General features: G+C 67.9%; 14 protein-coding genes. 3 read left to right on the top strand and 11 right to left on the bottom strand.

Annotated elements, in window-relative coordinates:
* Positions 1–281: 281 nt before the first annotated feature.
* The 11 genes from AB0C69_RS28365 to AB0C69_RS28315 all read right to left on the bottom strand — a co-directional run bounded on the left by AB0C69_RS28365 (position 282) and on the right by AB0C69_RS28315 (position 8,109).
* Positions 282–1,679, bottom strand: coding sequence for a site-specific integrase (locus AB0C69_RS28365; protein WP_360358241.1), 1,398 nt, complete (start codon positions 1,677–1,679; stop codon positions 282–284).
* Entirely contained in the window at positions 1,676–1,870 is a 195-nt protein-coding gene (locus AB0C69_RS28360; protein WP_360358240.1) for a helix-turn-helix domain-containing protein, read from the bottom strand. Before AB0C69_RS28360 ends, AB0C69_RS28365 begins: the two co-directional genes overlap by 4 nt.
* A complete protein-coding gene (locus AB0C69_RS28355; protein ID WP_360358239.1) occupies positions 1,867–3,570 on the bottom strand; it encodes a replication initiator in 1,704 nt (567 codons plus the stop codon). Before AB0C69_RS28355 ends, AB0C69_RS28360 begins: the two co-directional genes overlap by 4 nt.
* Complete coding sequence (locus AB0C69_RS28350; protein WP_360358238.1) at positions 3,567–5,024, bottom strand: FtsK/SpoIIIE domain-containing protein; 1,458 nt, start codon at positions 5,022–5,024, stop codon at positions 3,567–3,569. The genes AB0C69_RS28355 and AB0C69_RS28350 overlap by 4 nt, the downstream gene beginning before the upstream one ends.
* 87 nt (positions 5,025–5,111) lie before the next feature.
* Entirely contained in the window at positions 5,112–5,402 is a 291-nt protein-coding gene (locus tag AB0C69_RS28345; RefSeq protein WP_360358237.1) for a hypothetical protein, read from the bottom strand.
* Entirely contained in the window at positions 5,402–5,680 is a 279-nt protein-coding gene (locus AB0C69_RS28340) for a hypothetical protein (RefSeq protein WP_360358236.1), read from the bottom strand. The genes AB0C69_RS28345 and AB0C69_RS28340 overlap by 1 nt, the downstream gene beginning before the upstream one ends.
* Positions 5,680–6,108 carry a plasmid replication, integration and excision activator gene (locus AB0C69_RS28335; RefSeq protein ID WP_360358235.1) on the bottom strand — a complete coding sequence of 143 codons (429 nt, stop codon included), beginning with the start codon at positions 6,106–6,108 and terminating at the stop codon, positions 5,680–5,682. Before AB0C69_RS28335 ends, AB0C69_RS28340 begins: the two co-directional genes overlap by 1 nt.
* Positions 6,109–6,249: 141 nt before the next feature.
* Positions 6,250–6,981: a GntR family transcriptional regulator gene (locus tag AB0C69_RS28330; protein ID WP_360358234.1), complete on the bottom strand. Its 732-nt coding sequence runs from the start codon at positions 6,979–6,981 to the stop codon at positions 6,250–6,252.
* 155 nt (positions 6,982–7,136) lie between these two features.
* Positions 7,137–7,562: a DNA-directed RNA polymerase subunit alpha C-terminal domain-containing protein gene (locus AB0C69_RS28325; RefSeq protein ID WP_360358233.1), complete on the bottom strand. Its 426-nt coding sequence runs from the start codon at positions 7,560–7,562 to the stop codon at positions 7,137–7,139.
* On the bottom strand, positions 7,550–7,783 hold the full coding sequence (locus tag AB0C69_RS28320) for a hypothetical protein (RefSeq protein WP_360358232.1): 234 nt from the start codon (positions 7,781–7,783) through the stop codon (positions 7,550–7,552). The genes AB0C69_RS28325 and AB0C69_RS28320 overlap by 13 nt, the downstream gene beginning before the upstream one ends.
* Positions 7,783–8,109, bottom strand: coding sequence for a hypothetical protein (locus AB0C69_RS28315; RefSeq protein ID WP_360358231.1), 327 nt, complete (start codon positions 8,107–8,109; stop codon positions 7,783–7,785). Before AB0C69_RS28315 ends, AB0C69_RS28320 begins: the two co-directional genes overlap by 1 nt.
* A gap of 490 nt (positions 8,110–8,599) precedes the next feature.
* On the opposite strand from AB0C69_RS28315, the gene AB0C69_RS28310 reads away from it, so the two are divergent.
* From AB0C69_RS28310 to AB0C69_RS28300, 3 genes are all read left to right on the top strand, one after another.
* Entirely contained in the window at positions 8,600–9,979 is a 1,380-nt protein-coding gene (locus AB0C69_RS28310) for a helix-turn-helix domain-containing protein (protein ID WP_360358230.1), read from the top strand.
* Complete coding sequence (locus AB0C69_RS28305; protein WP_360358229.1) at positions 9,976–10,605, top strand: 2'-5' RNA ligase family protein; 630 nt, start codon at positions 9,976–9,978, stop codon at positions 10,603–10,605. Before AB0C69_RS28310 ends, AB0C69_RS28305 begins: the two co-directional genes overlap by 4 nt.
* A 415-nt stretch (positions 10,606–11,020) precedes the next feature.
* The gene (locus AB0C69_RS28300) at positions 11,021–11,101 is read left to right on the top strand and encodes a DUF664 domain-containing protein (RefSeq protein WP_360358242.1); all 81 of its coding nucleotides are present in this window, start codon (positions 11,021–11,023) and stop codon (positions 11,099–11,101) included.
* Positions 11,102–11,110 lie beyond the last annotated feature (9 nt).

The following is an 11,110-nucleotide window of genomic DNA, read 5'->3' as shown; positions in this document are numbered from 1 at the left end:
GGGGAGTTAGGCGGTGGGACTGTAAATCCGTCGGCTTAGCCTACGCAGGTTCGAACCCTGCACCCGCCACACCACGTGAAACAGCCTCTGACCAGTGCAAACGGTCAGAGGCTGTTCGCGTTCCAAGATCCCCCCGCATGCAGCCAGACGCCACCAGATGCAGCCGTACGTCACTGGTCCCGGAATATACGCGGAATGAGTCCGAGCACGTTCCCGCAGGTCGGCCCAGGAACGGCGAAGGGGCCCCGGAATGAACCGGAGCCCCGACAGCGTAGGCGGCATCAGTCATCGAGCGCATCGTCAATGCGCTGGTTCGCACGGTCGTGCTGGCCGAGGATGCACTTCGCGTAGACCTGCAACAGGACCTTGACGCTGTGCCCCGCGCGTTCGGCGACCTCGGTTGCCGGAACACCGGAGTTGAGCCAGAGCGACACCCCCGCGTGGCGCAGGTCGTACGGCCGCCGCGCCAGGGGAGAGGCGACCTGTTCGGGGGTCAGGGCCAGAGCCCGAGTCGCGGCCCACACATCGCCGTAGGCGGTAGAGCCGACGACCCCGCCCCGCTCAGTCTGGAAAATTCGCCCATCGTCAGCCGTCCCAAACTCGGCGATGTGCTCCCGGAGGATCTCCACCAGGACCGGAGGGATCGGAACCGTCCGAACCTCGGCCGCCGGACGGAGCTTGAGCCCGCGCTGCTCGTGAGTCCTCCCGCTGTCCGTCCAGCGCGCCCCCGTTTCAGGCAGCGAGCGAGTCAGGACCAGACGGCCCCAGCCGGTTGCCGGAAGATGGCAGTCACCCTTGAGCAGCGCCACCGCCTCAGCCGGACGAAGCGCCGCGTAGTACATGCACGCGAACAGTGCACGCAGCCGCCGGCCCCGCCCCCGCTTGCCCACGTAGGTGACCGCCGTCAGGCACTCCCGCATGAGCCGAGGCCCGATCACGACGCGCCAGTCCACCTCTTCGGCGATCTTGGGCGGGGTCCACTTGACCTTGTCGATCGGGTTCCGGTCGAACTCCTCCAGCTCTACCGCGTACTCGAAGGCGTTGTAGAGGACCGCCCGCTTACGCGCCACCGTCGCAGCCGCCGCCGGTTTGCCGTCCAGCTTCAGCGAGAGCGCGTCGAGCGCAGCCCGAACGTTGGCAGGCTTGGCGACGTCAGGCATGTCCAGGGACGCCTTCTCCAGCCACGAGAGCGCCTCAGCGATCCCCACCGGCCGAGGCTTCTCCCGATCCTGCGGAGCCAGGTAGAACGCCCTCAGCGCCCGCCGCAGAACCGCCGGATCAGGCGACTCGGGAGCATCCTCCCGAACGAGCACAGTCGACACCGTCGCAATGGTCTCAGTGAGCCCGTCACGGCTCTTGGGAGCAGCACCCGGCCACTTCATGTCGATGTAGGCCCGGCTGAACTCCAGCCAGGTACGCGCAGGCGTCTCCGCATCGCCCGGCAGCAGGGACAGCGGCAAGCCCGAATCGATGTCGAACTCTTCGCCCCGCTTCGCAGCCTGCCGCAGGTCAGACAGAAAGTTCTTCGCTTGCGAGCTACGCGGGAACGTCTGCGATCTCTCCCGCCCGGCCACCGTCCACCGCACCGTGTACGAGATGACCTTGCCCGCGTTGCTCGACTTGGGACCGCCCTTGTTCGGGCGGATCTCCCAGAACTTGACCTTGTACGAAGTCCTCACGCCGCCTCCTGAAGCGTGCCGAGCCAGCGCGTCAGCTCACTACGCCAGATACGAAGCTCGTTGTTCGGGAGCCGGAGCGCCTCCGGAGCCTTCCCGATCTCCCGCCAGCGGTAGAAGGTGCGTTCGGACACGCCTCCGAGTTCTTCGCAGACCTGAGGGACGGTCAGGAGTTCATCGCGCCGAGTGCTCACGCTGCCTCCGCAGTTGCCGAGAGTTCGGGGGTGTCGTTCTGTGTCGCGGCGTCGAGCTGGCGGCGCCGTTGGATGCGTTCGTTGATCAGGTGCAGAAGCCGCGCTTCGGTCGGCTTGACGTCGGGATCACCAGGCCCGGCGCGTTCCCAGACGTGCACGGCGTTCGGGTCGGCCGGGTTGAGCACGGGGACGCCAGCCTCAGCGAGCCGGGCCAGGACCCACGCCTTCCGGTCCGCCTTGTGATCGGCCAGGGTCTTGCCGGACCACTTGCGGGAGACCAGGACGCGACGGCCGCCGTAGCCGAGATGTTCGCGCCTGTGGGCCTTGCCCTTGCAGAAGCCGGGGGCCATGCCCTCCCGCGGATTCTTGGGCTGGATGCCGTAGCGCAGCCAGTTCGCGCACGTAGGCGAGCACGGCTCATACCGGAGCGCCTCAGCCATCCGGTCGACGTGCTCACGCTGCGCGCCAGTCTCAGGGGTGTGACACTCGGCTACGCCCTTGACGAGGTACTTGGTCAGGTAGCCGATCAGCTTGCGGGACTGCGGAGAGTCAGGCATGACGCCTTGCGCGTCGATCTGCCGCCCGAACTTCACCACGTGGAGCGGTTCGGCGTCGTCGTCCAGGCCGAGCGCGTCCAGCGCGTCATCCCAGGTCGGAAGGACTTCCCCCGTTGCAGGGTCGAGGTAGCCGCCTCCGTCCTCGCCCGCGAGGTCGTCCCAGACCGGCAGGTGATCCCCCTCGAAGACCACGCGGTCCGTCGAGGGCCACCACACCTGGTGATACGTGGCCGCGACTACCTGGCGCAGTTCCGCCCGCGAGATCGTTCCGCGAATGGCCATGTGCAGGTGGGGCGCATGACGGCGTTGCGGTTCGACGGTGGCGAAGTACTGGACGTCGTAGCCGACGAACCGGCGCAGGTTCTGCACGAACCGGTCGACCAGCTTGGAGAAGTGCAGAGCATCCCGCGCGGCCCGCGTGTAGTCGTAGCCGTTCGGGTCGACTGGTGTTCCGTCCGAGCGCACCCGCCCGTAGGAGTCCAGGGTGAGGGTAAGGAAGATCGAGGGCCGGAAGGTCTTGCCGTCCTTGCCCCGGTAGACCTTGCCGAGGGTGCGGGAGTCGACCGGCCGCCGAGGAAGGTCGGGGGCGTCCTGCCGCCGCCGCGTGGAACGTGTCCGCCGGCCTTTGGTGTCCTCAGCCGTCTTGAGGGCGCCACGAACCCCGGTGCGTTCTAGCTCGTTGTCCAGGTCACGCACCACGGCATCCCAGAATCCGACGTCTTCCCCGTCCGCCGTCCCGTCCTCGGCCGCTGTGTCTCTGGCCGCCGCCGCTTGCGCTCGAAGCTCCATCCAGGCGCGTTGCTCGTCGTTCGGGTCGGCGCGCGTGATGATCGGTTCCTCGGTGAGGTGCCAGCCTTGGGAGCACTGCACGGCCCGGAGCTTGCGCTTTCGCTCAGCGCACGAGGGGCACACCGAGGCCAGCGTGTGACCGCACGGAACGTAGACGACCTCGGCCGCACCGGTGTTGAGGTCCACCCGCCGCATAGGGACGGGTCGGATGCACACGCCGTGTTCGACCGCGACAGCTTCCAGCACACCCCGCGCCAGGGGAGGCAGGGTCTTGACCACCGCGCCCGTCTCCGAGCTCGCGCCAGCCGGAGCCGACTCGGAGGGCGAACCGTCGAGGGTCAGTTGCACCGTCACGCCGCCTCCACATCGGGGAGGGCGAGCGCGATCATGTCGCGGATGTCGTCATCGGCGACGTAGGCCGCCCGGACCCGGACAGGGTCGGGGGTGGTCTCCAGTCGGATGAACCCGACCCCCGCGCCGATCTCAGGGATGGATGAGATCTGATCGGCCAGGGCGCCACGGTCGCGGGCCCCGTCTCCGAGGACCATGTCGACCTGTTCGTCTTCGTCGAGGCGCAGGGCGATGCGGTCGGGGAACAGGTTGCGCAGGTTGTTGACCTCTTTGCGCGCGTCCTGCTGCGCCCCGATCACGCAGTACCCCACCGACCGGCCCTGTGAAGTGAGCACGGCAAGCGCCGACTCGGCCCGCTTGCGCAGATCACGCTCAGGGCAGTAGGCCGTCAGGAACGCCAGCTCATCTACCACGATGACCCGGAACGGGTGCTCATGCGAGGCCGTGAACGACCGGGTGACGCCCGCGAACCGTTCCGCGCGAGCGTTCATGTCCGCCGCAGCGTCCTCCAGGAGCGCGACCATGCCGCCGGACGGGTCGGAGGAGTACCGCCCGTACCGCTCGAACAACGGCCGCCCAAAGCTCAGTTCCATGCGTTTGGGGTCGACGGCCCAGACCTCCACTAGGCCCGCGAGCATCAGCGGCAGCAGCGCGCGGATTACGGACCAAATCACCGAGCCCTTGCCGGCACCTGTTGCGCCCGCGATCAGCACGTGAGTCCCGAGCAGGCGCAGCCGCCATGGCGAGCCGTCCTCTTGCCGTCCGATCTCCACCCCGGACAGGTCCACCGCCGACGCGTCAGGGACCGGTAGCGCGGGGATCGGGACGGCGAGGGTGTCGCGGCGGACGAACTCCAGCCACACCCGTCCTGGACGGTCCCCGACTCGGACCCGGACCAGGGCAGCGCCGAAGCCGTGCGCGAGGTTGGGTGTGACGTCCTCCCAGGCGTCGGGAGCCTGCCCTTTGAGCATCTTCACTAGGACGCGATCGGACGTCGGCCCGCAGCGCACCCGTACGAGGGAGGGCAGGTACTCACGCCCCTTGTGGACTTTGGTCAGGCCCGCCGTGACGAGGACGGGTTGCCAGTTCCGCCGGTACACCGTCACCAGACGCCACCGGGCCAGGGCCGGACGACCCACCCACCGCACGAACGACGAACGGTCCAGCAGCACCCACCCGGACAGGCCCAGGACGACGAGGGCCAGGACCGCGACGGGGACCGTCCACCCGAACCGGTAGCCGAGCCACGCCAAGCCGGACAGGGCGGAGACGGGGACGATGTTGCGGACGAGGAAGACGACCGTCCGGACAACCGCACGGACGATGTTGACCAGGAGCACGAGGCCCTCGGGCATGTGCCACACGGGCGGCGCCCACTTCGGGGCGGCGAACGGGTCACGCTGCGCTTCTACGGCGACGTTCTCACCTGGGCCGAGCTTGCGGAACTCCCATGCCATGATGGGTCTCACCTCTTCTATGAGCGTTCAGGGGAGAGGGGAAAGCGGGGCGGCCGGAGGTACCAGCTCCAGCCGCCCCACCTGCTTTCAGGCCGCCGCAGCGCCGTTGAGGGCGTGGAGCCGCTCCACCTCGGCCGCGTACCGCCCGAACACCTCGGCGAGCTTGCGCGCGGTCACGACGTCCTCGGCGGTCGGCTCCTCCGGGTTGGTCGGCGCGATGAGCACCCGCGCCCCAGCGTGCGAAATCCAGAGCTGCGCGCGATTGCCGTCGGTCGGGCACGTCATCGCCATACGCCCGTCCGGGTACAGGCTCACCGACACGACCGCCGTCCCGTCCGGCTCCACCATCACCGTCGTGTGGCTGTAGGAGGTCTGCATCACGCCGCCTTTCCCTTGCCCGAGGACCGGCCCGAGGCGGGACGACGGCCGGACCGGTACAGCCGCTCCACTTCCACCGCGTAGGCCGCAGCCTGGGAGGCCAGGCCCCGCGCGAACTCCACATCACCCGCGCTGACACGCTCGGGGAGGGTCAGGGTGACCAGCACCCGACCGGCCGAGACCGTGAACAGCGGCGTGCGCGCCCGAAACGGCTTGAACTCCACCGACGCCCCGGCATCGATCGGCAGCGACAGCGCCGACATCCGCCCGCCCGCCATCAGGCCGCATCCTTCGCAGCCGCGCCGTTGTCCTTGCTCGCGGTGCGGCCCCCGCCCTTGAAGTTGGCCGGGAGGACCGCCGACGCCTTGAGGCTGTAGGCCAGCCGCCCGGTACCGGAGTTGACGTAGGGCGTGACCGCCAGCCCCTCGAACTCCACCGGCACGAACGGGAACCCCGCCGGAGCCTCCGGGACGATCGGCTGAACCGGCGCGGTCAGCTTCACCTTGAACGTCCCCTTGGACTCGGGGTCGCCGTCGACGACTTCCACCGCCCACACCAGCTCACCGGTGTCCTTGTCCCGCGCCTGAACGAAGTTCTCCTTCGTGGAAGCGTCGAAGTCGCGGACCGCTTCGACACCGCCCTTGACGAACGCGCCGAGGGGGAACATGTCCCCGAACGCGACCTTGAACGGACCCTTTACCGCCATCGCGGCTACCTCCAGACGTCCACCCGTCCGCTTGTCCGGACGAGTGCATGTCTTGAAAGTACCTCAGCCACTCGACCGGACAACCTTAAGAGAGAGTGACCTGCGTCACATCACAAGTATCGGCAGGTCAGGGAGCTTGAGTCATTCGGGGACGCTGTAGACGTCTTCCAGTTCATGCAGCGATCCGGGCATCACGACCTCGGCGACGAACCGCACCGCGTCCGAGGCGTCATGCAGCCCAGCCAGTACCGACAGCACCGGCTCAGACTTCTTGATCTGCAAGAGGCGGGGTTCGTCCCCTGCGGGAAGTCGCGCGGTCATGCGCTCAGAGACGTGATCGATGCGCAGGCCCTTGACCGTGCGCAGGTGCGCCCGCAGCCCCACCGGAAGCGCCGCGTCCTTGTCCAGGTCGGTGCCGTACACCAGCTCTTGAGGGAACCAGCACGTCACTACCTCGGAGGCGACACCGTCCCGGACGGTCACCCAGCGCCGCGCCACCACACGCCCGATGTCCCCACCCAGCAGGCCAGCGACCGCATTAGGCGCACGCACGGATCCGACGTCGACCAGCGTCACCCCGGCCGCGGATTCGGGTTGGTCCAGCACCGCTAGGCCCGGCCGAGAAGGCCGCGCCGACGAGGCGGGCCGGCCTTTGACGAACGATCCGCGCCCGTGCTCGCGGCTGATCCATCCGTCCTGCTGGAGCATCTGGAGCGCCCGGACCACCGTGGTACGCCCCACCGCGAACTCCCGCACGAGCTGAGATTCCGAGGGCAGCATGGTGCCGGGCGCGTAGTCCCCGTTCTCGATCCGGCGGCGCAACTCCAGCACCACCCGCGCGTACTTGGGGGGCTCGAACTCCAAACCTGACATGACGACCACCTGACGACTCTGGCGCTTGACCGCATAAGCGCACCTGGCCGCAGCGTAACGCCCGCAAGGAGCCGCGTCACGGCTACCGGGCCGTCCCCACCCGCACTAATCGCGCCGCAGCGCCATGCAGCGGGGGATGCCGACGGGCGGGAAGCTCACACCCGTCTTGGTACAGAGAACCCCTCGGCGAGCAATGCCGAATGCACCTCGTTGACTCCCCGCGCGCCCATCAAGCGCACCTCGTGCAGATCATGCGACCACAGCAGGTCCAGCAGGTCGCCCACCGTCTTGGCGGTGCATTTCCGATCGTTGCGCAGGGCGTTGCGGACCCTGGTCGACAACTGGAGGCACGCCAGTGGACAAGCTCGGGATAGGTGCCCGCCTTCGTGCCTGTGCGGACCAAAGCCCACGTCGAGGGGAGCAGCAGGCAGCCCGGACAGCCGCCGCGCCTCCACCAGCAGGGCCAGTAGGTCACCGACCGTCCACACCCCCAGGCACGTGACCGGACATTCAAGCCCGATGCCGTCATGCCCTACCGCATGCGGCCCGCCACCGTTCGGCCCGCTCGTCACCTCGGCCACGGCCAGCCCCGCGCGGTGACGATCGCCTCCCGCAGCTCGCTCGGCCCTGCGGCCTCCACCAGGCGCAGCCCACCGCGGACCCGGACCATGGCCCACCATGCCTCAGTGGACAGGCCGTACCAGGCCACCACCCCAGAGAACTCCCGTTCGATCTGCGCCGCTACCGGCCGCCGACTGATCTCCGGGGACATCGACGCCGCTGCCGCCCATGACACGCCCATCACTGACACCCGCCCGGCGTCTCATCCGGCGAGCTGGCGAAGGGGACGGCAAGCACCCGCGCGATCCGCTCACCCGCGAACGCGGTGTTGGCCGCCGGGCACAGCGGTTCCAACTCCGAGAGCGCGCGGCGGTCCGGCCCCGACCAGACCCACCACCACCACAAGGCGCCCCGGTGAGTGCGGCACACCACCTCCTGCCGCAGTCCCGGACTCAGCGCCCGCGCCCGAGGATTCCCCGCGTCCGGTTCACCGGCCGGGTTACGCGCCCGCACCGCGCCATGGTCGATCACCTCGGCCGCCAGGCCCCGCCGCTCCAGGTCGGCCACCAGCGCCACAGCAGCCGACTGCCGCACTACGTCGGCCGCCCACGTCCTCATTTGATCGCCCACAGCCACCACCTCCACAGGAAGAAGAGAGCGGGACCGGCGAACGACGGTCCAGGGGCGCACCACCACCCCCGGCAGGCATGACCGCACCGCGCCGGGCGATCGCACCCGTATCCGCCTGACCGCCGCCGGCCCCGCAGCTATCTGGACTACGCCGCGCGCTCCTCACTCACCGGCTCACACGACCGACACGGCTTGCGGTTCACCGGCGGCCCCGAACCACCCGGCAGCCCCACCAGGACCGCCCGCCGAGGGTGAACGAACTTCCACCCCCGACCACCACAGGACCCGCAGTCCGGATTGCCCGCATCTTGCTGCTGCGTCATGCCGCACACGATCCGCCACAGTCCCAGCTCGGGCCCATCCCCAGGCGGTATCTCACGGTGGGATATACGCTCGGCAACGTCTGGCCACACGGGAGGGAGAGCCCATGCCGAGACGGGCATCAGACCCGATCGTCATCCCCGATGAACTGTGGGAACGCCCGCAGATGACCCAGGCCCTGACCTCCCGCGACATCGGGACCGTCTTCCACCTCCTGCGCCAGTACGCAGGCGCAACCCAGACCCAGATCGCCATCGCCTGCGGCCTGACTCAGGGCAGAGTCAGCGAGCACATGAAGCCGGGCGGGCGCCGCGTCACCGAGCTGGACGTGTTCGAGCGCATCGCCGAGGGCCTCCGGATGCCCGACGCCGCCCGCATGGCCCTCGGTCTCGCACCACGAACCCGGCCCGGCGTACCGGCCCCCAGGACTCCCGAGCCCAAAACCCACACGGGGATCGTGCGCACCGACCCCAGACCGAGCGGAGCCGATCCGTCCGACCCGGCCACCACGACGGACCTCTCCCGGCTGACGCGATGGCTGACGGCCAGCGACACGGCAGACGAGACGATCGAGAGCCTTGCCCGCTCAGCCACGTCACTCGCCACTGCTCACACCCGCGTCCCTGCGAAAAGCCTGCTGGCCCAGGTGCTTCGCCTTCACCGCCGCACGCAAGACCTGTTGGAAGGCAGTCGGCCCCGCCCCCGCCACACCCGCGAGCTACTTCGCATTGACGCCGATCTCCTCGCACACGCAGCCGTGATCTTCGGTGACGTCAACCTCGACCACCACGCCGAGCAGTACGCAGCCGCCGCCCTCATGCTCGCCCGAGAAGCCGGCACCAACGAGGCGTTCGCCTGGTACGCCCAAGCCAAAACCGCTCGATGGCAAGACCGCCTCATCGAAGCAGCCGACTTCGCCCGGCAAGGCTACGAAGCCAGCCCGCACACACCGATGAAGACGCAACTCGCCTGGTACGAGGCCAACGCCGCCGCCCTCCTCGGCGACCAGACCAGAGCCCGCCAAGCCGTCAAGCGAGCCGAGCAGTCCGCCGAGACCATCCACGACAGCCCCACCGACCGCTCAGTCTGGTCCTTCCCCACCGAGCGCCGCGCCCTCTTCGCGCTATCGGTGGCCACCCGGACCGGCGATCCGGATGGAGCTCTAGAAGCCGCCGAGATGGCCGACACCGCATGGGCAGCAGGCGCACCCGTCGCCCCAGCGCTATGGGCTCAAATCCGTGTCGGCACCGGAGTAGCCCACCTACTCAAAGGCGACCTCGAAGGCACCGCCGAACAACTCGCGCAGCTGCTCACACTCGACCCCGGCATGCGCCTGACCACCGTCACGCGCTACGTCGCCGACCTAGACCGCCGACTCAGCCACCCCCGCTACCGAGACACCTCGCTAGCCGTCCAACTCAGAGCGCAAATCCGCGACTTCAACGCCGCCGCCCTGACCGACGACCCCGACATGGAGCGCTCATGAGCCCCCTGCCCACCCGCATGGTCGACCGCTGGCAGAACCGCGAGGAACCCGGCCCCGGACAGGGCACGCTCTATTGGCACATCCTCGTAGGCGACCAACCCGAAGCACGCGACCTTGCCAACACCGCTCAGAAGAGACTCGCCGGTTTCCAAGGTCTCCACATGACGCCACCCGAGTGGCTTCACATCACGACTCTCGTAGTCGGCCCCAGCGAGGAGAGCACCGCCGACCAGCAGCAAGAGATGCTCAGCGCCGCATCCGAACTACTGGCCCCACTTCCACCCGTCAACGTGACGCTCAGCCGAATCCTCTACCACCCCGAGGCAATCGCCGTCTCAGTCGAACTCACAGAACCCTTGAGGCGGCTCCGCAATGCCGTCCACACGGCCACGCGCAAAGTGACTGGCCGCGAAGGCCACACCGAAGGCTCCATGCAGTGGACCCCACACATGACACTCGCCTACAGCGAGAGGGAGCAACCCGCTCAACCACTCGTCACCGCACTCGGCCGAGTCCTACCCACCACCGAATTCACGATTAACCAAGTGACCCTAGTCGACCAACGAGGTCCCGAACGCCTCTGGAAATGGCGCCCCGTCGGACACGTGACCCTTAAATACCTCTAACTATTGGCAGCCGCATCAAGTGCCAAAATTTGCTAAATGTGGCGATGATCAAGAAGCGGCAGAGCTTGAATCCTCGATAGAAGGAGGAAGGAATTGAGCATGTTTGCGCCGCAGGAAATCTAGAGCCTCGCCCCTGGATGGGTCAATTGCCAGCTTTTCCTTGAAGAAATGCAGAGAGCGGCGTCGCTCTTCAATAATCGCCCCCCAGTGTCGGACCCAAATTCGCAAGTCAAGGTCCTCGTCCTCATGTATAAGTCCGGGAGGTTGATTGCGCTTGCTGGAGAGACGACTTATATCGCGAGATAGCTGATTCGCCACCAGGACGAAATCCCATTTCGTCCCAGCGTCTCGGAATCTTTGATCTTCCGCTACGGCCATAGCGTAAGATTCGATCTGCTGGCGCTCCTTGTAGCCTATTACGAACGAGACGGCCCAGCACGCGGGCCACGCCGACATCATCCGGGAGTCGCTGGACGGCGCCAAGAGCATGGGCTGATGCTGCAGG

This window comes from Actinomadura sp. NPDC048032, assembly GCF_040653175.1.
In the GTDB taxonomy this organism is placed as follows: domain Bacteria; phylum Actinomycetota; class Actinomycetes; order Streptosporangiales; family Streptosporangiaceae; genus Spirillospora; species Spirillospora verrucosospora.
The sequence above is the reverse complement of the archived record's forward strand: the minus strand, read 5'-3'. Positions and strand labels throughout refer to the sequence as shown.

Excerpts from the sequence above, each read along its gene's own strand:
- AB0C69_RS28350 (WP_360358238.1), bottom strand. The coding sequence starts at position 5,024 with ATGGCATGGGAGTTCCGCAAGCTCGGCCCAGGTGAGAACGTCGCCGTA.
- AB0C69_RS28345 (WP_360358237.1), bottom strand. The coding sequence starts at position 5,402 with ATGCAGACCTCCTACAGCCACACGACGGTGATGGTGGAGCCGGACGGG.
- AB0C69_RS28340 (WP_360358236.1), bottom strand. The coding sequence starts at position 5,680 with ATGGCGGGCGGGCGGATGTCGGCGCTGTCGCTGCCGATCGATGCCGGG.
- AB0C69_RS28335 (WP_360358235.1), bottom strand. The coding sequence starts at position 6,108 with ATGGCGGTAAAGGGTCCGTTCAAGGTCGCGTTCGGGGACATGTTCCCC.
- AB0C69_RS28330 (WP_360358234.1), bottom strand. The coding sequence starts at position 6,981 with ATGTCAGGTTTGGAGTTCGAGCCCCCCAAGTACGCGCGGGTGGTGCTG.
- AB0C69_RS28320 (WP_360358232.1), bottom strand. The coding sequence starts at position 7,783 with ATGGGCGTGTCATGGGCGGCAGCGGCGTCGATGTCCCCGGAGATCAGT.
- AB0C69_RS28310 (WP_360358230.1), top strand. The coding sequence starts at position 8,600 with ATGCCGAGACGGGCATCAGACCCGATCGTCATCCCCGATGAACTGTGG.
- AB0C69_RS28305 (WP_360358229.1), top strand. The coding sequence starts at position 9,976 with ATGAGCCCCCTGCCCACCCGCATGGTCGACCGCTGGCAGAACCGCGAG.